22 protein-coding genes and 2 tRNA genes are annotated in these 25,419 nt (G+C 68.2%); 18 read left to right on the plus strand and 6 right to left on the minus strand.

Annotated features, from left to right (window positions below; all coding sequences use genetic code 11):
* Window positions 1–199: 199 nt before the first annotated feature.
* The 8 genes from dnaN (at window position 200) to ACIOHP_RS05055 (ending at window position 10,172) form a co-directional block, all read left to right on the plus strand.
* Window positions 200–1,330: a DNA polymerase III subunit beta gene (gene dnaN / locus ACIOHP_RS05020; protein WP_067436160.1), complete on the plus strand. Its 1,131-nt coding sequence runs from the start codon at window positions 200–202 to the stop codon at window positions 1,328–1,330.
* A gap of 133 nt (window positions 1,331–1,463) precedes the next feature.
* Complete coding sequence (gnd, locus tag ACIOHP_RS05025) at window positions 1,464–2,339, plus strand: phosphogluconate dehydrogenase (NAD(+)-dependent, decarboxylating) (RefSeq protein ID WP_401883512.1); 876 nt, start codon at window positions 1,464–1,466, stop codon at window positions 2,337–2,339.
* 72 nt (window positions 2,340–2,411) lie between these two features.
* The gene (gene recF, locus ACIOHP_RS05030) at window positions 2,412–3,533 is read left to right on the plus strand and encodes a DNA replication/repair protein RecF (protein ID WP_401883514.1); all 1,122 of its coding nucleotides are present in this window, start codon (window positions 2,412–2,414) and stop codon (window positions 3,531–3,533) included.
* Window positions 3,530–4,066: a DciA family protein gene (locus ACIOHP_RS05035; protein WP_361552629.1), complete on the plus strand. Its 537-nt coding sequence runs from the start codon at window positions 3,530–3,532 to the stop codon at window positions 4,064–4,066. Before recF ends, ACIOHP_RS05035 begins: the two co-directional genes overlap by 4 nt.
* A 415-nt stretch (window positions 4,067–4,481) precedes the next feature.
* Window positions 4,482–6,521 (plus strand): DNA topoisomerase (ATP-hydrolyzing) subunit B, encoded by a 2,040-nt coding sequence (gyrB, locus tag ACIOHP_RS05040; RefSeq protein WP_361483837.1) that lies wholly within the window; start codon window positions 4,482–4,484, stop codon window positions 6,519–6,521.
* Window positions 6,522–6,563: 42 nt separating this feature from the next.
* On the plus strand, window positions 6,564–9,158 hold the full coding sequence (gene gyrA / locus ACIOHP_RS05045; RefSeq protein WP_361483839.1) for a DNA gyrase subunit A: 2,595 nt from the start codon (window positions 6,564–6,566) through the stop codon (window positions 9,156–9,158).
* An 18-nt stretch (window positions 9,159–9,176) separates the two neighbouring features.
* A complete protein-coding gene (locus ACIOHP_RS05050; protein WP_307028472.1) occupies window positions 9,177–9,974 on the plus strand; it encodes a DUF3566 domain-containing protein in 798 nt (265 codons plus the stop codon).
* 124 nt (window positions 9,975–10,098) lie between these two features.
* Window positions 10,099–10,172 (plus strand) — tRNA-Ile (locus ACIOHP_RS05055).
* A gap of 175 nt (window positions 10,173–10,347) precedes the next feature.
* On the opposite strand, the gene ACIOHP_RS05060 is transcribed toward ACIOHP_RS05055, so the two are convergent.
* Window positions 10,348–10,692 carry a DUF6344 domain-containing protein gene (locus tag ACIOHP_RS05060; protein ID WP_401883517.1) on the minus strand — a complete coding sequence of 115 codons (345 nt, stop codon included), beginning with the start codon at window positions 10,690–10,692 and terminating at the stop codon, window positions 10,348–10,350.
* A gap of 338 nt (window positions 10,693–11,030) precedes the next feature.
* Here ACIOHP_RS05060 and ACIOHP_RS05065 point away from each other — a divergent pair, with 338 nt between their 5' ends.
* A complete protein-coding gene (locus tag ACIOHP_RS05065; protein ID WP_003999697.1) occupies window positions 11,031–11,159 on the plus strand; it encodes a DLW-39 family protein in 129 nt (42 codons plus the stop codon).
* 117 nt (window positions 11,160–11,276) lie between these two features.
* Complete coding sequence (locus tag ACIOHP_RS05070; protein WP_401883519.1) at window positions 11,277–12,566, plus strand: hypothetical protein; 1,290 nt, start codon at window positions 11,277–11,279, stop codon at window positions 12,564–12,566.
* Between the two features lie 28 nt (window positions 12,567–12,594).
* Here ACIOHP_RS05070 and ACIOHP_RS05075 read toward each other — a convergent pair whose 3' ends face one another.
* Both ACIOHP_RS05075 and ACIOHP_RS05080 read right to left on the minus strand, forming a co-directional pair.
* Window positions 12,595–14,199, minus strand: a complete 1,605-nt coding sequence (locus ACIOHP_RS05075) for a serine/threonine protein kinase (protein WP_401883521.1) — start codon at window positions 14,197–14,199, stop codon at window positions 12,595–12,597.
* A 276-nt stretch (window positions 14,200–14,475) separates the two neighbouring features.
* Window positions 14,476–15,024 (minus strand): DNA-binding protein, encoded by a 549-nt coding sequence (locus ACIOHP_RS05080; protein ID WP_046256534.1) that lies wholly within the window; start codon window positions 15,022–15,024, stop codon window positions 14,476–14,478.
* 182 nt (window positions 15,025–15,206) lie between these two features.
* Between ACIOHP_RS05080 and ACIOHP_RS05085 the strand changes: the two genes are divergently transcribed.
* Window positions 15,207–15,279: transfer RNA gene (locus ACIOHP_RS05085), tRNA-Ala, on the plus strand.
* Window positions 15,280–15,731: 452 nt separating this feature from the next.
* On the opposite strand, the gene ACIOHP_RS05090 is transcribed toward ACIOHP_RS05085, so the two are convergent.
* The gene (locus ACIOHP_RS05090) at window positions 15,732–16,433 is read right to left on the minus strand and encodes a DUF5324 family protein (RefSeq protein ID WP_401883523.1); all 702 of its coding nucleotides are present in this window, start codon (window positions 16,431–16,433) and stop codon (window positions 15,732–15,734) included.
* Between the two features lie 361 nt (window positions 16,434–16,794).
* On the opposite strand from ACIOHP_RS05090, the gene ACIOHP_RS05095 reads away from it, so the two are divergent.
* Window positions 16,795–17,328, plus strand: a complete 534-nt coding sequence (locus tag ACIOHP_RS05095; RefSeq protein ID WP_401883525.1) for a peptidylprolyl isomerase — start codon at window positions 16,795–16,797, stop codon at window positions 17,326–17,328.
* A gap of 89 nt (window positions 17,329–17,417) precedes the next feature.
* Window positions 17,418–18,329, plus strand: coding sequence for a rhomboid family intramembrane serine protease (locus tag ACIOHP_RS05100; RefSeq protein ID WP_401883527.1), 912 nt, complete (start codon window positions 17,418–17,420; stop codon window positions 18,327–18,329).
* A gap of 259 nt (window positions 18,330–18,588) precedes the next feature.
* Here ACIOHP_RS05100 and crgA read toward each other — a convergent pair whose 3' ends face one another.
* Complete coding sequence (gene crgA / locus ACIOHP_RS05105) at window positions 18,589–18,843, minus strand: cell division protein CrgA (RefSeq protein ID WP_307028434.1); 255 nt, start codon at window positions 18,841–18,843, stop codon at window positions 18,589–18,591.
* 141 nt (window positions 18,844–18,984) lie between these two features.
* Here crgA and ACIOHP_RS05110 point away from each other — a divergent pair, with 141 nt between their 5' ends.
* The 5 genes from ACIOHP_RS05110 to ACIOHP_RS05130 all read left to right on the plus strand — a co-directional run bounded on the left by ACIOHP_RS05110 (window position 18,985) and on the right by ACIOHP_RS05130 (window position 23,162).
* Window positions 18,985–19,764, plus strand: coding sequence for a DUF881 domain-containing protein (locus ACIOHP_RS05110; RefSeq protein WP_401883529.1), 780 nt, complete (start codon window positions 18,985–18,987; stop codon window positions 19,762–19,764).
* An 18-nt stretch (window positions 19,765–19,782) separates the two neighbouring features.
* Window positions 19,783–20,466: a class E sortase gene (locus tag ACIOHP_RS05115; RefSeq protein ID WP_307028430.1), complete on the plus strand. Its 684-nt coding sequence runs from the start codon at window positions 19,783–19,785 to the stop codon at window positions 20,464–20,466.
* Between the two features lie 209 nt (window positions 20,467–20,675).
* Window positions 20,676–21,314, plus strand: coding sequence for an aminodeoxychorismate/anthranilate synthase component II (locus ACIOHP_RS05120; RefSeq protein ID WP_361483859.1), 639 nt, complete (start codon window positions 20,676–20,678; stop codon window positions 21,312–21,314).
* Window positions 21,311–22,414 carry a class E sortase gene (locus tag ACIOHP_RS05125; RefSeq protein ID WP_401883532.1) on the plus strand — a complete coding sequence of 368 codons (1,104 nt, stop codon included), beginning with the start codon at window positions 21,311–21,313 and terminating at the stop codon, window positions 22,412–22,414. Before ACIOHP_RS05120 ends, ACIOHP_RS05125 begins: the two co-directional genes overlap by 4 nt.
* 13 nt (window positions 22,415–22,427) lie before the next feature.
* A complete protein-coding gene (locus ACIOHP_RS05130; RefSeq protein ID WP_401883534.1) occupies window positions 22,428–23,162 on the plus strand; it encodes a class E sortase in 735 nt (244 codons plus the stop codon).
* A 115-nt stretch (window positions 23,163–23,277) separates the two neighbouring features.
* On the opposite strand, the gene pknB is transcribed toward ACIOHP_RS05130, so the two are convergent.
* The gene (pknB, locus tag ACIOHP_RS05135; RefSeq protein ID WP_401883536.1) at window positions 23,278–25,308 is read right to left on the minus strand and encodes a Stk1 family PASTA domain-containing Ser/Thr kinase; all 2,031 of its coding nucleotides are present in this window, start codon (window positions 25,306–25,308) and stop codon (window positions 23,278–23,280) included.
* Between the last annotated feature and the right edge of the window lie 111 nt (window positions 25,309–25,419).

A 25,419-nucleotide genomic window follows, 5' to 3' on the forward strand; every position in this document is an offset into this window, starting at 1 on the left:
CGAAGTGGGCCCTGTGCACAACTCGCTGTCCGGCTCCCGGCTGCCCCTCGTCACGACTTGACCCCGAGAGGCACCTACTGTCAGTGGGGTGCGTCAGACTGTTCCCCGGTGTCCTTCCCCTCACCGGGGCTGACGACACCGAGTCAGACGACGAGGGCCAGGCAGAGCGAAGCGCCGGCAACAGCAGGAGGCGGCAACAGTGAAGATCCGGGTGGAACGCGACGTACTCGCGGAGGCAGTGGCCTGGGCGGCACGCAGCCTCCCGGCCCGTCCGCCGGCGCCTGTCCTCGCCGGCCTTCTGCTGAAGGCCGAGGAGGGCCAGCTGAGCCTGTCCAGCTTCGACTACGAGGTCTCGGCACGGGTGTCCGTGGAGGCCGAGGTCGAGGAGGAGGGCACGGTCCTGGTGTCCGGCCGGCTTCTCGCCGACATCTGCCGCGCGCTCCCCAACCGGCCGGTGGAGATTTCCACAGACGGTGTACGGGCGACCGTGGTCTGCGGCTCCTCGCGCTTCACCCTCCACACCCTGCCTGTGGAGGAGTACCCGGCGCTGCCGCAGATGCCGACCGCGACCGGCACCGTCCCGGGTGAGGTCTTCGCCTCCGCCGCCGCGCAGGTCGCCATCGCCGCCGGCCGCGACGACACGCTGCCCGTCCTGACCGGTGTGCGCATCGAGATCGAGGGCGACACCGTCACGCTGGCCTCCACCGACCGCTACCGCTTCGCGGTCCGCGAGTTCCTGTGGAAGCCGGAGAACCCCGAGGCGTCCGCGGTGGCCCTGGTGCCCGCCAAGACGCTCCTGGACACCGCCAAGGCGCTCACGAGCGGCGACAGCGTCACCCTGGCGCTGTCCGGCTCGGGTGCGGGCGAGGGCCTGATCGGCTTCGAGGGTGCCGGGCGTCGCACGACGACCCGCCTCCTGGAGGGCGACCTCCCGAAGTACCGCTCGCTGTTCCCGACGGAGTTCAACTCCATCGCCGTGATCGAGACCGCCCCCTTCGTGGAGGCCGTCAAGCGTGTGGCCCTGGTCGCCGAGCGCAACACCCCGGTGCGGCTGAGCTTCGAGCAGGGCGTGCTCATCCTGGAGGCGGGTTCCAGCGACGACGCACAGGCTGTGGAGAGGGTCGACGCCCAGCTGGAGGGCGACGACGTGTCGATCGCCTTCAACCCGACCTTCCTGCTGGACGGCCTGAGCGCCATCGACTCCCCGGTCGCCCAGCTCTCCTTCACGACGTCCACGAAGCCCGCGCTGCTCAGCGGCAAGCCGGCGCTGGACGCCGAGGCGGACGAGGCCTACAAGTACCTGATCATGCCGGTACGGCTCAGCGGCTGACCCTTCAGAGAACCCGCAGGTCGGGGCATACGTTTGAGCGGGTATGCCCACAGGTGTGCGTGAGCGTCCGGGTTTAGGCTCGGACGTGGGTACGAAGGTGCCTCACACGCCACAGCAACCTAAGGAACAACTGATGGAGCTCGGTCTCGTCGGCCTCGGCAAGATGGGCGGCAACATGCGCGAGCGGATCCGCCGCGCAGGCCACACCGTCATCGGATACGACCGCAACCCGGACCTCGCCGACGTCCACAGCCTGGAAGAGCTTGTGGGCAGGCTCAACGGCCCGCGCGTGGTCTGGGTGATGGTCCCGGCCGGTGCCGCGACCCAGTCGACGGTCGACGAGCTGGCCGAGCTCCTGGAGCCCGGTGACGTCGTGGTGGACGGCGGCAACTCCCGCTGGACGGACGACGAGAAGCACGCCGAGGAGCTCGCGGCCAAGGGCATCGGCTTCGTCGACTGCGGCGTCTCCGGCGGTGTGTGGGGCCTGGAGAACGGCTATGCGCTGATGTACGGCGGCGACGCCGAGAACATCGCCAAGGTGCAGCCGGTCTTCGACGCGCTCAAGCCCGAGGGCGACTTCGGCGCCGTGCACGCCGGCAAGGTGGGCGCGGGCCACTTCTCGAAGATGGTCCACAACGGCATCGAGTACGCGATGATGCAGGCCTACGCCGAGGGCTGGGAGCTCCTGGAGAAGGTCGACTCCGTGACGGACGTCCGGGAGGTCTTCCGCTCCTGGCAGGAGGGCACCGTCATCCGCTCCTGGCTGCTGGACCTCGCGGTCAACGCCCTCGACGAGGACGAGCACCTGGACAAGCTGCGCGGTTACGCACAGGACTCCGGCGAGGGCCGGTGGACCGTGGAGGCCGCCATCGACAACGCGGTACCGCTTCCGGCGATCACCGCGTCCCTGTTCGCGCGGTTCGCGTCCCGTCAGGACGACTCGCCGCAGATGAAGATGATCGCGGCGCTGCGCAACCAGTTCGGTGGCCACGCGGTCGAGAAGAAGTAATCCACAGGGCTGCGTCGCGATCCACAGGACGCACGGCGCAGTCCACAAGCTGGGGGAGGTCGGCGCCCGACCATGCACGTCACGCATCTGTCGCTGGCCGACTTCCGCTCGTACGCCCGGGTCGAAGTTCCGCTCGACCCGGGCGTCACGGCTTTCGTCGGCCCCAACGGGCAGGGCAAGACGAACCTGGTCGAGGCGGTCGGCTATCTCGCCACTCTCGGCAGCCACCGCGTCTCCTCCGACGCGCCCCTGGTCCGCATGGGCGCCGACCGCGCGGTGATCCGGGCGCAGGTCAAGCAGGGCGAGCGACAGCAGCTGATCGAGCTGGAGCTGAACCCGGGCAAGTCCAACCGCGCCCGGATCAACAGGTCCTCGCAGGTCAGGCCGCGTGACGTGCTCGGCATCGTACGGACCGTGCTGTTCGCGCCGGAGGACCTCGCGCTGGTCAAGGGCGACCCCGGTGAGCGGCGCCGTTTCCTCGACGAGCTGATCACCGCGCGCTCCCCGCGCATGGCCGGCGTGCGCTCCGACTACGAGCGGGTCCTCAAGCAGCGCAACACCCTGCTGAAGTCCGCGGCGCTCGCCCGACGGCACGGCGGCCGCACCATGGACCTGTCCACGCTCGACGTGTGGGACCAGCACCTCGCGCGCGTGGGCGCCGAGTTGCTCGCCCAGCGGCTCGACCTGATCGCCGCGATCCAGCCGCTGTCCGACAAGGCGTACGAGCAGCTGGCCCCCGGCGGCGGTCCGATCGCCCTGGAGTACAAGCCGTCCGCGCCGGGCGAGGCCCACACCCGCGAGGACCTCTACGCGCAGCTGATGGCGGCGCTCGCGGACGCCCGCAAGCAGGAGATCGAGCGGGGCGTCACCCTCGTAGGCCCTCATCGGGACGATGTGCTGCTCAAGCTCGGTCAGTTGCCCGCCAAGGGATACGCCTCGCACGGCGAGTCCTGGTCGTACGCGCTGGCGTTGCGCCTGGCGTCGTACGACCTGCTCCGCGCGGAGGGCAATGAGCCCGTGCTGATCCTCGACGACGTCTTCGCCGAGCTGGACACCCGGCGCCGGGAGCGGCTGGCGGAGTTGGTGGCGCCCGGTGAGCAGGTGCTGGTGACGGCCGCGGTCGACGACGACGTACCGCATCTGCTGCTGGGGGCGCGGTACTCGGTGTCCGAAGGGGTGGTGGAGCGCGTATGAGCAGCCCTCAGGAACCCGCCCCCGAGAAGAGCCCTGAGCCCTCCGGCGTCGACCTCGCGCGCGTGGCGCTCCGGGCGGCCAAAGAACAGGCACGCGCGCGTGGGGACGCGGCGCAGCAGAAGAAGCAGGCGCGGCGGGGTGGTCTGCGCTCCGGCGCGCGCGCCGACGGGCGCGACCCGATGGCGCTGGGCTCCGCGATCAACCGGCTCATCAGCGAGCGTGGCTGGGAGGCCCCGGCGGCGGTGGGCGGGGTGATGGGGCGCTGGCCGGAGATCGTCGGCGAGGACGTGGCCAAGCACTGCGAGCCGGAGCGATACGACGAGGACGAGCGGGTCCTGATCGTGCGCTGCGACTCCACGGCCTGGGCGACCAATCTGCGGCTGCTCGCGCCGACGCTGGTGGCCCGGCTCAACGAGGATCTGGGGCACGGGGCCGTGCGGATCATCAAGGTGCAGGGGCCCGCGGGGCCCCCGCGGCGCTATGGCCCCTTGCGCGCCCCGGGCAGCACCGGCCCTGGTGACACCTACGGGTGACCGGCAAACCTGCGGGTGACAGACATCACATCCAAGGCCGTCGACGGCTGCGAAGGACCGTCGGCGGCCTTCGTGTCGCAGGACCCCACGCGGTTGCGAACAGCGACCTGACTCCCAAGTAGCCAAGGGTTGACAGCCCGAAGCGCTGAGTGCCTCCGTGAGCCTCTTGGAGCCCTGCTCCGTATATGGGGACCCGGAGGAGGAGGATTTAGGGCGGCACATGCGGACTCAGGTACCCGCAAACCCCCATCACTGTCGGCGCTACCGGTAGACTGGAAGCTAATCCCGCCCCACTCGTGGGGACCGCCGGGACAAGGTGAACAACGCTGAACAAGGCTTACCAACGCAACATGCCGCAGCCGCTCCGGCAAACCGCCGACGAGCCTGGCTCGTGCTGTGCCAGAAAGGGCGCTTCGTGGCCGATTCCGGCAACCCCAACGAGAACATCCCGTCCACCGGCGTCGGAGCGCACGGCGAGGTCACCGCCTCGTACGACGCCAGCGCCATCACCGTCCTCGAGGGTCTGGACGCGGTCCGCAAGCGACCCGGTATGTACATCGGCTCGACCGGCGAGCGCGGCCTGCACCACCTGGTGCAGGAGGTCGTCGACAACTCGGTCGACGAGGCGCTGGCCGGGCACGCGGACACCATCGACGTCACGATCCTCGCCGACGGCGCCGTGCGCGTGATCGACAACGGCCGTGGCATCCCGGTGGGCATCCACCCCGTCGAGAAGAAGCCGGCCGTCGAGGTCGTCCTCACCGTGCTGCACGCGGGCGGCAAGTTCGGCGGCGGCGGCTACGCCGTCTCCGGTGGTCTGCACGGCGTCGGCGTCTCCGTCGTGAACGCGCTCTCGTTCAAGCTGGCCGTGGAGATCAAGACCGACGGCTACCGCTGGACGCAGGAGTACAAGGCGGGCGCACCCACCGCTCCGCTCGAGCGGCACGAGGCCACCGACGAGACCGGCACCTCGGTCACGTTCTGGGCCGACCCCGACATCTTCGAGACCACCGTGTACTCCTTCGAGACGCTCTCGAGGCGCTTCCAGGAGATGGCCTTCCTCAACAAGGGCCTGACCATCAACCTCACGGACGAGCGCGAGTCGGCGAAGGCCACCGCCGGTGCGGACGAGGCGGGCGAGGACGAGAAGCACGAGGTCAAGACCGTCTCGTACCACTACGAGGGCGGCATCGTCGACTTCGTGAAGTACCTCAACTCCCGCAAGGGAGAGGCGGTTCACCCGTCCATCATCGACCTCGAGGCCGAGGACAAGGAGCGCCACCTCTCGCTCGAGGTCGCGATGCAGTGGAACGGCGGCTACACCGAGGGTGTGTACTCGTTCGCCAACATCATCCACACGCATGAGGGCGGTACGCACGAAGAGGGCTTCCGCGCGGCGCTCACGAACCTGATCAACAAGTACGCGCGCGACAAGAAGCTGCTGCGGGAGAAGGACGACAACCTCACGGGTGACGACATCCGCGAGGGTCTGACCGCGATCATCTCGATCAAGCTGAGCGAGCCGCAGTTCGAGGGCCAGACGAAGACCAAGCTGGGCAACACGGAGGCGAAGACCTTCGTGCAGAAGGCCGTCTACGAGCACCTCAACGACTGGCTGGACCGCAACCCGGTCGAGGCCGCGGACATCATCCGCAAGGGCATCCAGGCGGCCACCGCGCGCGTGGCGGCCCGCAAGGCGCGTGACCTGACGCGTCGTAAGGGCCTGCTGGAGTCGGCGTCGCTGCCGGGCAAGCTCTCGGACTGCCAGTCGAACGACCCGACCAAGTGCGAGATCTTCATCGTCGAGGGTGACTCCGCCGGCGGCTCGGCCAAGTCCGGCCGAAACCCGCAGTACCAGGCGATCCTCCCGATCCGAGGCAAGATCCTCAACGTCGAGAAGGCGCGGATCGACAAGATCCTGCAGAACCAGGAGATCCAGGCGCTGATCTCGGCCTTCGGCACGGGTGTGCACGAGGACTTCGACATCGAGAAGCTCCGCTATCACAAGATCATCCTGATGGCGGACGCCGACGTCGACGGACAGCACATCAGCACCCTGCTGCTGACCTTCCTGTTCCGCTTCATGCGGCCGCTGGTCGAGGCCGGGCACGTGTACCTCTCCCGTCCCCCGCTGTACAAGATCAAGTGGGGCCGGGACGACATCGAGTACGCGTACTCGGACCGCGAGCGCGACGCGCTGCTCGAGATGGGGCGCCAGCGCGGCAAGCGCGTGCGCGAGGACTCGATCCAGCGCTTCAAGGGTCTCGGCGAGATGAACGCCGAGGAGCTGCGCGTGACGACCATGGACCAGGAGCACCGCGTCCTCGGCCAGGTCACCCTCGACGACGCCGCCCAGGCCGACGACCTGTTCTCGGTCCTGATGGGCGAGGACGTCGAGGCCCGCCGCGCGTTCATCCAGCGCAATGCCAAGGACGTCCGCTTCCTCGACATCTGAGTCGGTCTCAGCTGACCGCACCAGGAAGGATCTTCACCAGCAATGGCCGACGAGAACACTCCTGTCACCCCTGAAGAGGGCGGCATCATCGCCCAGCGTGTCGAGCCCGTCGGGCTCGAGACGGAGATGCAGCGCTCGTACCTCGACTACGCGATGTCCGTCATCGTCTCCCGCGCGCTGCCGGACGTCCGGGACGGCCTCAAGCCCGTCCACCGCCGCGTCCTGTACGCCATGTACGACGGCGGCTACCGCCCCGAGCGCGGCTTCTACAAGTGCGCCCGCGTCGTCGGCGACGTCATGGGCAACTACCACCCGCACGGCGACTCCTCGATCTACGACGCGCTGGTCCGTCTCGCGCAGCCGTGGTCGATGCGGATGCCGCTGGTGGACTCCAACGGCAACTTCGGCTCTCCCGGCAACGACCCGGCGGCCGCCATGCGGTACACCGAGTGCAAGATGATGCCGCTGTCCATGGAGATGGTCCGCGACATCGACGAGGAGACCGTCGACTTCACGGACAACTACGACGGCCGCTCCCAGGAGCCGACCGTCCTGCCCGCCCGCTTCCCGAACCTGCTGATCAACGGCTCGGCAGGCATCGCGGTCGGTATGGCGACCAACATCCCGCCGCACAACCTGCGCGAGGTGGCTTCCGGCGCCCAGTGGTACCTGGAGAACCCGGAGGCCTCGCACGAGGAGCTCCTGGACGCGCTGATGGAGCGCATCAAGGGCCCCGACTTCCCGACCGGCGCGCTCGTCGTGGGCCGCAAGGGCATCGAGGAGGCGTACCGCACGGGCCGTGGCTCGATCACCATGCGCGCGGTCGTCGAGGTCGAGGAGATCCAGAACCGCCAGTGCCTGGTGGTCACGGAGCTGCCGTACCAGACCAACCCCGACAACCTCGCGCAGAAGATCGCCGACCTGGTGAAGGACGGCAAGGTCGGCGGTATCGCGGACGTCCGGGACGAGACCAGCTCCCGTACCGGTCAGCGGCTGGTCATCGTGCTCAAGAGGGACGCGGTCGCCAAGGTCGTACTGAACAACCTCTACAAGCACACGGACCTCCAGTCGAACTTCAGCGCCAACATGCTGGCGCTGGTCGACGGGGTTCCGCGCACGCTGTCGCTGGACGCGTTCATCCGCCACTGGGTGACGCACCAGATCGAGGTCATCGTCCGCCGTACGCGCTTCCGGCTGCGCAAGGCCGAGGAGCGGGCGCACATCCTGCGCGGTCTGCTGAAGGCCCTGGACGCCATCGACGAGGTCATCGCGCTGATCCGGCGCAGCGACACCGTCGACATCGCGCGCACGGGCCTGATGGACCTCCTGGAGATCGACGAGATCCAGGCGAACGCCATCCTCGAGATGCAGCTGCGCCGACTGGCCGCCCTGGAGCGCCAGAAGATCATCCAGGAGCACGACGAACTCCAGGCGAAGATCACGGAGTACAACGCGATCCTGGCCTCGCCGGTCCGCCAGCGCGGCATCGTCAGCGAGGAACTCGCGGTCATCGTCGAGAAGTTCGGCGACGACCGCAAGACGATGCTGGTCCCCTACGACGGTGACATGTCCATCGAGGACCTGATCGCCGAGGAGGACATCGTCGTCACGGTCACGCGCGGCGGCTACGTCAAGCGCACCAAGACCGACGACTACCGCGCCCAGAAGCGCGGCGGCAAGGGCGTGCGCGGCACGAAGCTCAAGGAAGACGACATCGTCGACCACTTCTTCGTCTCCACGACCCACCACTGGCTGCTGTTCTTCACGAACAAGGGCCGGGTCTACCGCGCGAAGGCGTACGAGCTTCCCGACGCCGGCCGTGACGCGCGTGGACAGCACGTCGCGAACCTGCTGGCCTTCCAGCCGGACGAGGCGATCGCCGAGATCCTCGCGATCCGCACCTACGAGGTGGCGCCGTACCTGGTGCTGGCCACGAAGGGCGGCTTGGTCAAGAAGACGGCTCTGAAGGATTACGATTCGCCGCGTTCCGGTGGTGTCATCGCGATCAACCTCCGGGAGACGGACGACGGTTCGGACGACGAACTGATCGGAGCCGAGCTTGTTTCGGCCGAGGACGATCTGCTCCTGATCAGCAAGAAGGCTCAATCGATCAGGTTCACGGCCACCGATGACGCATTGCGGCCCATGGGCCGTGCGACCTCGGGTGTCAAGGGCATGAGTTTCCGCGGAGGAGACGAGCTGCTCTCGATGAATGTTGTTCGACCCGGTACGTTCGTGTTCACTGCCACAGACGGCGGGTACGCGAAGCGGACCGCCGTCGACGAATACCGCGTCCAGGGTCGCGGCGGCCTCGGTATCAAGGCCGCCAAGATCGTGGAGGACCGTGGTTCTCTCGTCGGCGCGCTGGTGGTCGAGGAGACCGACGAGATCCTCGCCATCACGCTGGGCGGCGGTGTGATTCGTACGCGAGTCAACGAGATCAGGGAGACGGGCCGTGACACCATGGGCGTCCAACTGATCAACCTGGGCAAGCGCGATGCCGTCGTCGGTATCGCACGTAACGCCGAGGCGGGACGCGAGGCGGAGGAGGTCGAGGGCATTGACGCCGTCGACGAGACCGCCGAGGGTGCCGCGACCACCGGCACGGACGAGGGTGAGGCGCCCTCGGCCGAGTAGCACGAGGAGTGAGTCAGCGTGAGCGGAGCCACGGGCGCCGGATCGTCCGGTACCTCTACCGGTTCTCAGGCCGGTACGGATACGGACGGCGGCGGCCGTGGCTCCGCCGCGCAGGCGACAGATTCGCACACGACCCAGCTCAAAGCGATCAAGTCGCCCGCGAAGGACTCACCCTCGCCCGACTCGCATGGATCCCAGGGGGGAACTGTGACGGACACCCGAGGCCCGCAGACCCAGCAGTACGCGGCCGGCGCGGGCTCGGCTGCTCCGGGCGCACAGCCGCAGCAGCCTTCGGCTGAGCAGCCGGCTCCGTCCCCGCTGCCGGGAGAGCGCGGGCCCCAGCAGGCGGCCGGGCCGTACCACCCGCCGCAGGCCTACCCGGCGCAGGCCGCCGTCTCCGCGGGCGCCGTTCGCCGCCCGCGCACCGGCGCGCGCACCACGCCGCGCACCCGCAAAGCGCGGCTGCGGGTGGCCAAGGCCGACCCGTGGTCGGTGATGAAGGTCAGCTTCCTGCTCTCCATCGCGCTGGGCATCTGCACGATCGTGGCGGCCGCGGTGCTGTGGATGGTCATGGACGCGATGGGCGTCTTCTCGACCGTCGGCGGCACGATCTCCGAAGCGACCGGCTCCAACGAGTCGAACGGCTTCGACCTGCAGTCCTTCCTGTCGCTGCCGAACGTCCTGATGTTCACGACGATCATCGCGGTCATCGACGTCGTCCTCGCGACGGCTCTCGCGACCCTCGGCGCGTTCATCTACAACCTCTCCGCGGGCTTCGTCGGCGGTGTCGAGCTGACGCTCGCCGAGGACGAGTGACATTAACTCCGATCGCCGTTCCAAACCCCTCCTGAGGGACCGCGGACAACCGATTTTGGGACTGCCCATGTCGTGCGCTAATCTTCAGGAGTCAGCGCGCGGGACACACACCGCAGAGCGCGGCGGGGCTATAGCTCAGTTGGTTAGAGCGCATCCCTGATAAGGATGAGGCCACAGGTTCAAATCCTGTTAGCCCCACAGACGAAGATCGAGAAGTCGGGTGTCTCCCCAGTGGGAGGCACTCGTTCTTCGTTTTGGCAGCAGCACGATGCCCCCCGGTCGAGGGAGACCGGGGGGTTTCGCGTTTCTGTACGTCCATGTAGCGGGCGTGTACGCAAGTTCGCCGTTACACATCGTGGAAGGGACGGCGCCGTCAGCGCTGGAGGGGTGTGGCCGGCTCGGCGGCCGGGTCCTCGCAGGGGGACGTGGCCCCGTCGGCCTCCTCCGTGTCCGTCGGCGGGCGGTGGCGGCAGCTGGGGGTCTTGCCGTGGGCCTCGGCTCGGATGCGCTGCTTCATCGTGGGGGGCAGGGACCTGGTGGTCGACCAGGGCCACAGGGACGGCGCCGGTGTCGTGGCCTCGGTGCTGCTGTTGCGGGTCGGCTCGGTCTGCGGTACGGCCGCGGCGGCGGTCGTGGTGATGAGTCCGAGCGTCGTGCACAGCGCCAGGAGGGCGGTGACGATGGCGGTCCACAGGTTCATGACCTTGTTCTGGGCCATGGCCCCTCACTTTCGGGTTGGGCGATTTGCGTACTTTCCTCATGATGTGTATGGGGGCGGCGAAATCATGGACCGACGCCCGTGGCGCGTCGATGTTCAGATGAACACCACTCGGATGGGTGCAAGAAGCCCGAAAAGTGGAGGAGAGTGGAGGAGAAGGGTCAAAGTGACCGTCCGTGGAGGTGTGATCACCCTCCGATCGGAGTGGCGTCATCCGCTTCTATTGCGGTGTGCAGGGCGGAAGTTGAGGGGCTGACGCAGGTCACCGATCGGTATCGGTCGGTGTGTATAGTCGGGCGCCAGAGGTCCCCTACGTCAAGGAAAGACGAGGTCGCACGGTGAAGAAGCTTCTCCTGGTCGCACTGGCCGCCATCGGCGGGCTCCTCGTGTACCGCCAGATCCAGGCGGATCGCGCCGAGCAGGATCTGTGGACGGAGGCGACCGACTCCGTGCCCACGGGTTCGTGAGTACCGACATTCGGTTCTGAACAGACCCCGGCCGCCTCGCGGTCGGGGTTTTGTGTTGCGCGAGACGCAGCCGGGCAGGATGAGCCACGTTCAGGCGACGGCGAGGGGTGGCGCGTGATGGGGCGGCGTACGGTGCGGTGGCGCGGCGTGTGCGCGGCTGTCGTGGGAATGGCCCTGGCCGCCCTGCTGCCGGGACAGACGGCCCTCGCGGCGAGTACACCCAGCCCCTCGTACGGGTTCGCCCCCGACGCCCGGCCGGTCACCGGCGCCGCGACCACCTCGGGCGCCGAGTCCCTCGACATCGGCGAGACGTACCGCAGCACCCTCCCCGCGAGCGGCAAGCTCTACTACCGCCTCGTACTCGACGAGACGTCGAACACGTACGTCTCCGTCACGGCCGTCCCGCGCGCGGGCACGACGGTGTCCACCGGCAGCGGCATCAGGGTGTACCTGCAGGACGCCGACAGCCGCTCCTGCTCCTTCGAGAGCGCCTACTTCGGCGCGAGCCGCAGTCCGCGGCCGATCGTCGCCTGGGGAGCGAGAGAGGCCTCGTCCAAGCGCGCCTTGTGCAAGGGCGGCGGCCTGTACTACGTGCGCGTAGAACGCATCGACGGCACGGACGTGTCGCCCGGCGAATGGGAGCTGGAGCTCGCTCCGGTGTCGGAGTCGCATCTGGACCGGGACGAGCCGACGAGCGCGCCGCGGAGCTGGAACTCCACGCCCCCACAGCCTCCGACGGACCAGGCCGTACGACGTCCGGGCGGCGCGGGCTTCGACGAGGCCGTGCCGGTGAAGGAGGGGGCCTGGAGCGCCGATGCCGTCCCCGGGCAGACGCTCTTCTACAAAGTGCCGGTCGACTGGGGGCAGCAGCTCCACGTCACCGCCGAACTGGGCAGCACGACGCGCGGCCGTTATGTGGGCAGTGCGCTCATCACGTCGCTGTACAACCCCGCACGCATGCCCGTCGACGACGTGGCCATCGGTTACAACGGCACCCAGAAGTCGGACTCCCTCGACCCCTTGCCGCCGGTCGACTACACCAACCGCTACGACTCCTCCCGACAGGTCAGAGCGATGCGGTTCGCCGGCTCGTACTACCTCGCCCTCCATCTCTCGTCGGCCATGGCCGAGAAGTACGGCGACAAGCCGTTCGGCGTGACCCTGCGGGTGCGGATCGACGGCACGGCCGAGACGGCACCCGCCTACGCGGCACCGTCCGATCCGCGGGGCCTCTTCGAGGTGTCGGCGCAGGACCGGGAGGCGGCGGCCGAGGGCGGGGGCGCGGGAGGCGACGCGGTGATGAAGGTGGTCGCCGTGGCGGGCATCGGGGGCGGGAGCCTGGTGCTGGCGGTACTGGGGGCGTGGACCGTGGTGGCTCGGCGGAGGGCGGCCGGGGTCGCCGGGTAGGCGCGGGGGTCCCGGCACCCGTGGGCGCTCAGATCCGGGTCAGTGCCCAGAAGCCCACGGCGTAGCAGGCCAGCGCGAGAAGCAGCATCGGCACGACCACCTTGGCCGGGGGGCCGGGACGCCGTCGTGCCCTGCGCACTCCTCTGCCCGCGCGGTGCCGCGAGGTTTCCTGGGCCGGAGGGGGAACCTCCGGGACCTGAGCGGTGTACGAAGCAGTAGAGGCATCGGCGCGATGGAGCGGCGGTGACGCCAGGGGCCGCGTCGGGTAGGGCGGCGCCTGCGGCCGGGGGGAGGGCAGGACATGCGTGGGGTCGTCGGGGGAGACGTGGGAGGGCTGGTGCTGCGCGCCCTGCTGTGTCTGTGGCGGTGTCTGGGAGTCCGGGGGACGCACCTGAGGAGAGGAACCGGTGGCCTGCAGGGGCGGCAGCGGGAAGCTGCCGGTGTCCGACATGCTGGGCGGCCGCGCACCACCGGAGGACTCGGAGAGGGACGCCGCCGGCCGCGACCCGGTGCTCCAACGGGGATCGGGCGGTACGGAGTCGGTGCCGGGCCATGCGGAGGCGGAGTCGTGGTCCCGCGCGGACGGCCGGACGCCGGTACCCGGTGTCGGGGCTGCCTGCCCGGACGGTGGGAAGCCGGCACTCGGTCCTGGGTCGGTCTGCCCGGACGACGGCCGGGGGACGGTTCCCGACCCCGAGGATTCCCAGCCCTGGCCCGTGTCCGAGGACCCCGTCCGCACTCCCGGCGCGGGCTTGAGCGGCCCCGTCGGCCCGAACCCCGGTGGCAGTGGCCCCAGTTGGTCGAAGATCTCGATCAGCTCGTCGTCGGGGCCCGGCTCCGGCAGAAGCTCCGCGGCCGCGGCGAGCGCCTTGCGCGCCCCCGTCGCGGTGCGGAACCGCGCCTGCGGATCCGGCTGCACCAGCGTCGCCACGACCTGCCACAGCGGCTCGGGAATGCCCTTGGGCGCACTCGGCGTCCCGTGCGCCGCGAAGTACTGGACGAGAGCCTTGGCGTCCGGCTTGGCGCCCTCCAGGAGATACAGCGCGACCAGGCCTACGGCGAACAGATCGGCGGGAAAGTCCGGCTCCGACCCCATCATCTGCTCGGGCGAGATGTAACCCGGCGTCCCCACCACGAGGTTGGTCTCCGTCAGCCGCGGTTCGCCCAGCCGCATCGCGATGCCGAAGTCGGACAGCCGCAGCCGGGGCCGACCGGTACCGGTGGCCTCCAGCAGCACGTTGGCGGGCTTGATGTCCCGGTGCACCACACCCTCCGCGTGCACCGCCGCCAGCCCCGACAGGAGTTGGTCGAGGAGCGTGCACACGAAGGACGGCGGCAGGGGACCGTAGTCCCCGATCAGATGGGCCAGCGAACCGCCGCCGACCAGATCCATGGTGAACAGGACCTTGTCGTCGTCTGCGGCCCAGCTGGCGGGCGCGAGCACATGGGGGTGGTCGATCCGCAGCGCCTGTTCGCGGACGAAGCGCAGCAGCGAGTGCGCGTCGCTCTGCTGCAGCACCTTGGCGGCGACATACCGACGGCGGCGATGGTCCCAGGCGCGCCACACGGCGCCGACACCTCCGCGCCCGATCGGATCGACGAGTTCGTACCGGCCGGCGAAGACCTCACCCATGGCAGTGCGTCGCTCCTCCCCCTGCGGTCTCCCCCCTTGCCTCCCCCTCCACGAGCGATACGACTCCCGCCGCACCGCTCCAGGATGAGTGACACCCCTCGCACCGCCCCCCGGCGAGCGACACGGCCCGTCTCCCGGCCGGTGAGTGACACGCCCCCACGTGTCCCTCCCCGGATGAGCGACGACTCCCGTGCCTCTCCACGCGGCACGACTCCCCTGTGCCTCCTCGGCCGTCGTCCCGGCTGCCGAACCCCCTTCGGCGACCGGGCCGCGGAGTCAGCTCTGGTGGGACTGGTAGTGCGAGACCGCGTCGGAGGTGCGGCCCGCGCCGTAGACCCGGAGGAACTCTGCCAGTTCCGGATGGGTCGGGGCGAGGGTGTCCGCCGCCTCGATGATGTCCCCCGCGGCCGCGACCGACCGCAGCAGCGACTGGATCTCACGGACGACCCGCTTGACCGTCGGCGCTCCCGAACTACTGGTCGTGGTCGTGGCGTTGCTGAGCACCGAGCCCCCTTGCGACTTCTTGATCTCGTCCATCCGCTCGGTCGCCTCGGCCGCGCTGACGCTGCCGTCCGCGACCTGCCTCGCCAGATCCTGCAGCAGCTGCACCCGCTGGACCACGGCCGGATTGCCGATCTTCGCCCGCTGACCGCTCATCAGCTGCGACAGCATCGGTGCGGACAGTCCCAGCACCCCCGCGAGACGAGCCTGGTTGAGGCCAAGATCGTCTATGAGCTTACGGAAGAGCGCCCCCAGCGGCTCCCCGTACCAGTTCCGCTGCAGTTCCCGCGCTCTCGCGGTCGCTTCCTGCTGTGCGGCGTCCATTGCGTCTCCCCATCGCTTCCCCAAATACCGCGGTTCGCTGTAGCGAACCACGCCGAGCATCTTACGGAGAGTGGTCGTTCATCGGGACCCCCAATCTTTTTGCGAGATACCGGGGGCGACCCGGTACTCTGGTCTGCGACGCCCACCGGTATGAGTCACTTCCGGTCGGACGCTCCCCTCCCGGGGCCTTAGCTCAGTTGGTAGAGCGCTGTCTTTGCATGGCAGATGTCAGGGGTTCGACTCCCCTAGGCTCCACACCTCGGACCGGTCAGACGCCCTTCACGGCGGCTGGCCGGTTCTTGCGTGTGCGGGTTTTTCACGCGCCGGATCCGCACATGCGCCAGGTGTGGACGGAGAAGGTCCCTCGAGGTGACGTGCGTCACTCGGCGACACCTGAGCCGTTGCGGATATTTGCGCAAACGCGAGCGCCGACGGGGGTGCCCAAGCCTGTCGCGCGAGTAGCCGACGAGGCGCCGGAGTCGATGATTCCGCTGGTGGAGGCCTTGTGGGGACTGGTGGGAACGTGTGCTGGTAACCAGGGCGACGCTCTCCGTCAACGCAGTCTGTGCGGAACTTGCACACCTGAACCGTTGCAAACGTCATCGTGGATGCAGAGGACAGGCATCCGCCGTTCCACGTGAAACACCGCTGTGGGGCAGGAGACCCTCAAGTCTCCTGCCCCACAGCGGTGTTCGGAATGCCGGACGTCAGTGCCGTTCGTCGCGGTGCGCGGCCTCCTCCTCGGCTTCCTTGACCTGCACCTCCGGGTCGAGCACGGACTGGCCGCTGCCGTCGACCGACGTCAGCCCACTCGACTCCGGGACCTCCGTCGCGGCGGGCGGCTCGACCAGCCAGTCGGGGTTGGCCTGCTTGTCCCACCACTTCCAGGCGGCGTAGGCACCGCCCGCGAGGACGCCCGCGACCATCAGTGCCTTGGCGAGACGGCCGGCCCTCGCCCGACGTTCCTGCTTACGGACCAGCTTCTCGATCTGCTTGGCCGAGACCTGACCGCGCAGCGCGAGCAGCGCGGCCGTACCGCGGGATGCGGCCTCGTCCTTCACGGGCCCGGCCGCGGCCACGGCCTGCTCGATCCTCGGACGTGAATAGTCGGCGGCCTGCCGGGCAGCCTTGCGGGTGCGGACGGCGGCCTCGTGGGCGGCGTGGTCGACCTTCGGCGGCACATGCGTCAGGGCCTGTTCCAGGCGCGGCGCGAGATGCGCGTCGTACTGGACGCGAGCCTGCTCGGCCGCCTGTGACACCTTCGGCGCGAGCCGTACGCGTGCCTCGTGTGTGTAGTGAGCGGCCCTGTCCTTGGCCGTGTCGGCGTAGGGCGCCACCACTTCCGCGGCGTGCAGCACGCTGTCCTTCGCCGAACCGGTCGCGGCGCGCACGCTGTCGATGCGGGTCACGGGAATCCTCCTCCTCGGTGGCGTACGGTAATTCGACTTTCCACCCTTTTACGGATCATGCCTGCGAACGGGGACCTGGGCATGTGAGGGCAGGCATCCGGGTCATGGGCGCTTACTCCGGACGATCTCCGATCAAGCGCTGCTGAAGAACCGATCACATGCAATAGCGGATGAATACGGGCAACGGGAGCTTGTCGTCGACAATGCCACGGATCGTCGACGAACGCGCCCGGCCCGGGACTACTCGACCGGATTTCTGCCCGCGGCACCCGGCAACGGGCACCACAGGCGACGGCGGGCGACGGACCTCCAGGCCCGTGCGAGGATCGACGAATCACAGAGAGACAACGGAAGGCAGATCGTGGCCGAGCATCTCTACGCCACACTGAGGACCAACCACGGCGACATCGAGATCCGACTCTTCCCGAACCACACGCCGCTCACCGTCAAGAACTTCGTCAAACTCGCCCAGGGCCGACAGGAGTGGACCAACCCGATCACCGGGGAGAAGGCCAAGGCCAGACTCTACGACGGCACTGTCTTCCATCAAGTGATCAGCGGCTTCATGATCCAGGGCGGTGACCCGCTGGGCAACGGCACCGGAGGCCCCGGCTACCAGTTCCAGGACGAGTTCCACTCCGATCTCTCCTTCGACAGGCCCTACCTGCTGGCCATGGCCAACGCCGGACCGGACACCAATGGCTCGCAGTTCTTCATCACCGTCGTCCCCACGACCTGGCTGAACGGCAAGCACACCATCTTCGGCGAGGTCACCGACGCGGCCAGCCAGAAGGTCGTCGACGACATCGCCGACACACAGAGCAACCCGCGCACCAAGCGCCCCATCAACGATGTCGTCATCGAGTCGGTCGTCGTCGAGACCCGCAAGAGCTGAACGCCGGGACCCACAGGGAACCAAACGCCCCGCTCGTCCGTAAGGATGGGCGGGGCGGTTTCATTGCATACGACGACTTAGGGGACCCGATGGACCAGGCGCCAGGCAGCCCGCAGGGCCCGGAGGATCAGGGCCCCCAGCAAGCCGAGGGCCTGCCCGGTTGCTACCGCCACCCCGACCGCGAGACCGGCATCCGCTGTACCCGCTGCGAACGCCCGATCTGCCCCGAGTGCATGGTCAGCGCCTCCGTCGGTTTCCAGTGCCCCGACTGCGTCCGCGGCGGCTCCGGCACCGGCCACAGCGCCGACGCCGCGATGCCCCGCACGATCGCCGGCGGCAGGATCGCCGCCGACCCCCGGCTGGTCACCAAGATCCTCCTCGGGATCAACCTCGCCGTGTTCATCGCCGTCCGGGCCTCGGACTCACTGCTCAGCGATCTGGTCCTCATCGGCGCTTGGCCGCCGGCCCCCTTCACGGCCACCGAGGGCGTCGCGGAGGGCCAGTGGTACCGCCTGGTCACCTCGATGTTCACGCACCAGGAGATCTGGCACATCGCCTTCAACATGCTGAGCCTGTGGTGGCTCGGCGGCCCGCTGGAGGCGGCCCTCGGCCGGGCCCGCTATCTCGCGCTCTACCTGGTGTCCGGTCTCGTCGGCAGCGTCCTGGCGTATCTGCTGGAGTCCCCGACCACGGCCACGCTCGGCGCCTCCGGCGCCATCTTCGGCCTGTTCGGCGCCACCGCCGTCCTGATGCGCCGGCTCAACTACGACCTGCGGCCGATCATCGCGCTCCTGGTGATCAACATGATCTTCACCTTCAACCCGGCGTTCGACATCTCCTGGCAGGCCCACATCGGAGGCCTCGCCGGAGGCGTGGTCATCGGCTACGCCATGGTGCACGCCCCACGCGAACGACGGGCCCTGATCCAGTACGGCACCTGCGCCCTGGTCCTCGCCCTGGTCGTCGTATTGACGCTGGTGAGGACGGCTCAGCTCACCTGAGCGGGGGCAGTTGTCCACAGCGGGTGGCGAATCTTGTGCATAGTGTGCGCGAACAAGCGTGCCCCCTGTCGCTGACCTGTGTTTCCGCAGGTCGGACAGGGGGCGAACATGCTTTCGGGTGACCGGTAGTTCCGTCACACCGGCGTCAACACTGGATGGGTTATCCACAGATCGTCGTTCTTTTTCCCCACTGTGGAAAACGTTGTGGATAACTCAGCGGATAGCCCTGGGCAGAGCTGTGTTCACCGCGAAGCAGCCACTACTTCCACTGTGTGGAGACGCCGAATCCCGCGGCGATGAAGCCGAAGCCCACCACGATGTTCCAGTTGTCGAGCGAGTCGATGGGCAGCGAGCCGTCCGTCACATAGAAGACGACGATCCAGGCCAGCCCGATGACGAACAGGGCCAGCATGACGGGTGCGACCCAGGCGCGGTTGGTCAGCTTGATGCTGGTCGCCTGCTTCGCAGGCGGCGGCGTGTAATCGGCCTTCTTGCGGATACGTGACTTCGGCACGAGGGTCTCTCCTGTCGATGCGCTGCGTGGCCGCGCAGGTAACTAGGTCGGGCTCGGGGCAGCGTACAAGGGGACACTGAGTGCTCCCCCGGGCGTCCGTTAGCGTAGTGCTTCCGCGGCGCCGAAGGAGATAAGGGTACGTTGAGCAATTCTGCCGACTCCCCCCAGGCCGGATCCAGCCCTGTCCGCAAACGGGGTTTCAGGCCCGTGCGGCTGCTCACGGTGGCTGTCTTCGCCCTCGCGGGCCTCATCTTCTTCACCAGCTTCAATACGGCCAAGGGCACCAATATCCGTACGGATGCCTCGCTGCTGAAGCTGTCCGACCTCATCCTGGAGCGCAGCCACAAGAACGGTCAGCTGGACGAGACCACCGGGACGCTCAGGGACGACGTCGAGGCGCTGGCCGAGCGGGACGACGGCAGAACCAAGGCCGAGGACGACAAGCTGGCGGCGCTGGAGAAGAGGGCGGGGACGCAGAAGCTGAAGGGCCAGGCGATCTCCGTCACGCTCAACGACGCCCCGCCGGACGCCACGGCCAAGCTCCCGGGCTATCCCGAGCCGCAGCCCGACTACCTCGTCATCCACCAGCAGGACCTGCAGGCCGTGGTGAACGCGCTGTGGCAGGCCGGCGCCCAGGGCATCAAGGTCATGGACCAGCGGCTGATCTCCACCAGCGCCGTGCGCTGCGTGGGCAACACGCTCATCCTCCAGGGCCGGGTCTACTCACCGCCGTACAAGATCACGGCGATCGGGAACCCGGAAAAGCTGCGGACGTCGCTCGCGGCGAGCCCGGCGATCCAGAACTACATGGTGTACGTCAACGTCTACGGGCTCGGCTGGAAAGTCGAGGACGAAGGAACGGTGACTCTGCCCGGCTACTCGGGCACAGTGGATCTGCAGTACGCCAAGCCTGTGGAGTAGGCCTCTCTGGAGCCGCCGGTGCGTGTCGTCGTCAGGACCGTCAGCGAACTCTGCATCACCGTCGGCACCGTCATCGTGCTCTTCGTCGTCTACGTGCTGTTCTGGACCGGCGTGAAGGCCGACGACGTCATGGGCGAGCAGATCGACCAGTTGCAGGACCAGTGGTCGAAGGGGAGCGTGCGGCAGCCGACGGGGGGCGCCCCGTCCGGTACGCCGGAGCCGACGGCGTACAAGAGCGGCAAGCCCTTCGCGATCATGTACATCCCGCGGCTTGGTTTCACGTGGAACAAGCCCGTGCTGGAGGGGACGGCCGTCGGCACCCTGAAGAAGGGGCTCGGTCACTACGCGCGGACCGCGCGGCTCGGGGAGAAGGGCAACTTCTCGGTGGCCGGTCACCGGCGTACGTACGGCGACCCCTTCAAGGACTTTCCCAAGCTGCGGCGCGGAGATGCGGTGGTGCTGACGGACGGGACGACCTGGTTCACGTATCGGATCGACAAAGGCCCCTACAAAACCGTGCCCACGGACGTTGAGGTGATCGATCCTGTGCCACGTAAGTCGGGGTATACGCGCTCGGGCCGCTATCTCACCCTGACCACGTGCGATCCGGAGTGGGGGCACAGTCACCGCCTGATCGTGTGGGCACACCTGGACTCCACACAGCCTGTGGAGAAAGGGAAGCCGACGGCCCTGCGCCGTTAGTCTGGTGCGGTACGGCGTGAGTCTGTGCCGTGGTGCGACGGAAGGGACGGCATGTACGGCTGGATCTGGCGGCATCTGCCAGGGAACGCGTGGGTGAGGGCTTTCATCTCACTCGTGCTGGTGCTTGCTGTGGTCTACGTCCTTTTCCAGTACGTCTTCCCGTGGGCCGAACCGCTGCTGCCCTTCAACGATGTGACGGTGGACAACCAGTGAGTGCGCGGATTCTCGTCGTCGACAACTACGACAGCTTCGTCTTCAACCTGGTGCAGTACCTGTACCAGCTGGGCGCCGAGTGCGAGGTGCTGCGCAACGACGAGGTGTCGACCGCGCACGCCCAGGACGGCTTCGACGGTGTGCTGCTGTCGCCGGGCCCGGGGACGCCGGAGGAGGCGGGCGTCTGCGTCGAGATGGTCCGCCACTGCGCGGCCACCGGGGTGCCCGTCTTCGGTGTGTGCCTGGGGATGCAGTCGATGCAGGTGGCGTACGGCGGTGTCGTGGACCGGGCGCCGGAGCTGCTGCACGGCAAGACGTCGTTGGTGGAGCACGAGGGCAAGGGTGTCTTCGCGGGTCTGCCGACGCCCTTCACGGCGACCCGCTATCACTCCCTCGCTGCCGAGCCGGAGACGGTGCCGGCCGAGCTGGAGGTGACCGCGCGGACGCACGACGGGATCATCATGGGGCTGCGCCACCGTGAACTGCGGGTGGAGGGTGTGCAGTTCCACCCCGAGTCGGTGCTGACGGAACACGGGCACCGGATGCTGGCCAACTGGCTGGTGGAGTGCGGCGACCAGGGTGCGGTGGCACGAAGCGCGGGGCTGGCCCCGGTGGTGGGCAGGGCCTCGGCGTGACCGCACTGCGCCCCGAGCGCGAGTCCGGGACCTCGTACGGGAAGCAGTCGTACGAGGATGCCGGTGCGCTTGGGGACTGGTACGACAGCGCGTCGTACGACACGGGGGGCGGGGCGGGTGTCGATGAGCCCTGGGTGCCGCCTGCCGACGACGAGACGGTGGCGCTGCGGATACCGGAGCCGCCGCCGACGCGAATAGACGGGTCCGTACCGGCGTCTGGATCGGTGTCTGACGCCTCGTCCGCCACAGGAGCCCCCGGAACCCCTGCGGGGGGCCGTGCGGCCCGGAGAAAGGCCGCCAAGCGCCGCGGTGGGCGTCATGGGGGCGGAGCGAGGCCTTCCGCGGAGTCGGCGGAGGCGTCGGACGACGGGATGTCGTCGGCTCCGCTCTCCCGTGTCGAGGCCCGGCGGCAGGCACGGGCGAGCAAGCCCGGTCCGGCGGTGCTGGCGAGCCGGGCGGTCGGTGAGGTGTTCATCACGACCGGCGTGCTGATGCTCCTGTTCGTCACCTACCAGCTGTGGTGGACGAACGTGCGGGCGCACGCGCAGGCCGGCAGGGAGGCGAGCACGCTTCAGAACGAGTGGGCGAGCGGGAAGCGGGCGCCGGGCGAGTTCGAACCGGGGCAGGGGTTCGCGCTGCTGCACATTCCCAAGCTGGACGTGGTCGTGCCGATAGCCGAAGGCGTCAGCAACAAGAAGGTGCTCGACCGGGGCATGGTCGGGCACTACTCCGAGGGTGCGCTGAAGACGGCGATGCCGAGCGCGAAGTCCGGGAACTTCGGGCTCGCGGGGCACCGGAACACGCATGGCGAGCCGTTCCGGTACATCAACAAGCTCAGCGCGGGCGACGAGATCGTCGTGGAGACACAGGACGACTACTTCGTCTACAAGATGACGTCGTTGCTGCCGGTGACGGCGCCGAGCAACACGAGCGTGCTCAATCCGGTTCCTCCGCAGTCGGGTTTCACCGAGCCGGGCCGCTACATCACCCTGACGACCTGCACGCCGGAGTTCACCAGCAAGTACCGGTTGATCGTCTGGGGCAAGATGGTCGAGGAACGGCCGCGCAGCAAGGGCAAGCCGGATGCGCTCGTCCAGTAAGGGCAGATGAACAGTGGCAGCGACCGCGGAGCAGCAAGAGGTCACCGACACCACCCACGCCCCGCGCCGCCGCGGCATGGGCCCGATCGCCACGGCGGTCAGTGTCTTCGGTGAACTCCTCATCACGGCGGGCCTGATCCTCGGCCTGTTCGTCGTCTACTCGCTGTGGTGGACGAACGTCATCGCCGACCGCGCGGCGGGCAAACAGGCCGACAAGGTCCGCGACAACTGGGCCCAGGACAGGGGGCCGGGTGCGCTGAACACGAGGAACGGCATCGGCTTCCTGCATGTCCCCGCGATGGGCGGCGGCGAGGTGCTGGTGGAGAAGGGCACGTCGTCGAAGCAGCTCAACGACGGTGTCGCCGGTTACTACACGGACCCGGTCAAGGCGACGCTGCCGATGTCCGGCAAGGACGGCAACTTCTCCCTCGCGGCCCACCGCGACGGTCACGGCGCCAAGTTCCACAACATCGACAAGATCGATAAGGGCGACGCGATCGTCTTCGAGACGAAGGACAAGTGGTACGTCTACAAGACGTACGCCATCCTTCCGGAGACCTCGAAGTACAACGTCAAGGTCCTGGGCGCCGTCCCGAAGGAGTCCGGCAAGAAGAAGGCCGGCAAGTACATCACGCTGACGACCTGCACGCCGGTGTACACGTCCCGGTACCGGTATGTGGTGTGGGGCGAGTTGGTGCGGGTGGAGAAGGTGGACAGCGAGCGGACGTTGCCGAAGGAACTGCGCTGACCGGATCACCGGGACGAGAACGAGAAAGAGCTGTTGCCGGGGGGTGCTCCCTGTAAAGCGCTGAGGGGCTGGTCGCTTGAAGCGACCAGCCCCTCAGCGTGGGGTCGAGCAGGGGTCAGTCCTCGGTGCGGGCCGCCGTTCCGGTCGTGCCGCCGAAGAAGGTGCCTCCGCCGTTGTTTCCGCCGTTGTTGTTGCCGCCGACACTGACCGTGGTCAGGGTGATCGTCGTGCCTGCCGGGTCGTCGACCTCGTTGCCCTGGTCGGGATCCTGGTCGGTGACGAACGCGGTGTCGCTCTGGTCGCTGCCGTTGGCGAACTGGATGTTGGTGAAGCCCTGGGACTGAAGGAGCTGCTTGGCCTGCTGGACCGTCCGTCCGACGACGTTCGGGACCTTGACCTTGGCCTTCTCGGCCTTCTTGCCGAGGTGGATGGTCACCGTCGAGTTCTTGTCGACCGAGTTGCCGATCGCCGGGTCGGTGCTGACGACCTTGTCGACCAGGTTGTCGTCCTCGGTCTCCGCGTCGGTGACACAGTTGCCGGTGAGGTTGCTCTCCGACATCCGTGCCTTGGCGTCGTCGCAGCTCAGGCCATTGACGTCCGGGACGGTCGACTTCTGGATCTCGGTGGCGACGGTGAGGGTGATCGTCGAGCCCTTTTCGACTTCCTTGTTGAAGACGGGGGTCTGGTCGAGGACGGAGCCCGTCTCTTCGGGAGACTCCTTTTCCTTCTTCTCGACCTTGAGACCGTAGTCGTCGCCCTCCAGCTTGGCCTTGGCATCGTCGAACTGGTCGCCGATGACACTGGGCACGACGACCTTCGGGGCGCCCGTCGAGACCACGAGGTTGATGGTGGACTTCTTCTCGACCTTGGTTCCCGGGTCGACATCCTGCTTGCAGATGTTGCCCTTGGGCTGGTCCTCGCAGGTCTTCTCGGTGGTGGCCAGTTGCAGGTCACTGTTCGTCGCCATGGTCCTGGCACTCTTCAGCGTCTCGCCGATGAAAGTCGGCACCGCCACCTTGTCGTCCGCGCTGTTGTTCCCGCTGAACGCCCACTTCCCGATCAGGATCGCGCCGATCAGCACCAGCACAGCCGCGACGACCAGCAGGATCGTCGAGGTGTTGTTCTTCTTCTGCTGGCGGCGCCGGTCGGGGCGGTCGTCGTAACCGCCGTAGCCGCCGTCGTCCGGGTTCATGGGCGGGAGCATCGACGTGGCGCCGGCGTCCGCGGAGCGCAGGGCGGTGGTCGGCTGGTCGTCCGGGTAGGCGCCGTAGCCGACCGAGCCCATCGCCGCGGTGGCCGCCACCGGCTGGCCGTCCAGGCACGCCTCGATGTCGATGCGCATCTCGTCGGCGGACTGGTAGCGGTAGTTGGGGTCCTTGACCAGGGCCTTGAGGACGATGGCGTCCATCTCGGGCGTGAGCTCGGGGTCGAAGACCGACGGGGGCTGCGGCTCCTCGCGGACGTGCTGATAGGCCACGGCCACGGGGGAGTCGCCCACGAAGGGCGGGCGTACCGTCAGGAGCTCGTAGAGGAGACAGCCCGTCGAGTAGAGGTCGGAACGCTGGTCGACCTGCTCGCCCTTCGCCTGCTCCGGCGAGAGGTACTGGGCCGTGCCGATGACCGCCGAGGTCTGGGTCATCGTCATGCCGGAGTCGCCCATGGCGCGGGCGATGCCGAAGTCCATGACCTTGACCTGGCCGTTGCGCGTGAGCATGACGTTGGCCGGCTTGATGTCGCGGTGGACGATGCCGGCCCGGTGGGAGTACTCCAGGGCCTGGAGGATGCCGATCGTCATCTCCAGCGTGCGCTCCGGCAGCAGCCGGCGGCCGGAGTGCAGCAGCTCGCGGAGCGTGGAGCCGTCGACGTACTCCATCACGATGTACGGGATCGAGACCCCGTCGATGTAGTCCTCACCCGTGTCGTAGACCGCGACGATCGCGGGATGGTTGAGCGAGGCGGCCGACTGGGCCTCCCGGCGGAACCGGGCCTGGAAGGACGGGTCGCGTGCGAGGTCCGCGCGCAGCGTCTTCACCGCCACGGTGCGGCCGAGCCGGGTGTCATGCGCGAGGTAGACCTCCGCCATGCCACCACGGCCGAGCACCTGGCCCAGCTCGTACCGGCCGCCGAGGCGACGCGGCTCTTCCATAGCTACCTACCAGCCCTCTCCGTCGGTCCCGACCGGCACTGGTGTGCGGTCGGGGGCTGCCGTCCGGGCCTACCGTACCCGGCTGGCTTTGTGTGACCTGGCCAAGCCCGT

This window comes from Streptomyces sp. NPDC087859, from assembly GCF_044742595.1.
GTDB classification, from domain to species: domain Bacteria; phylum Actinomycetota; class Actinomycetes; order Streptomycetales; family Streptomycetaceae; genus Streptomyces; species Streptomyces canus_F.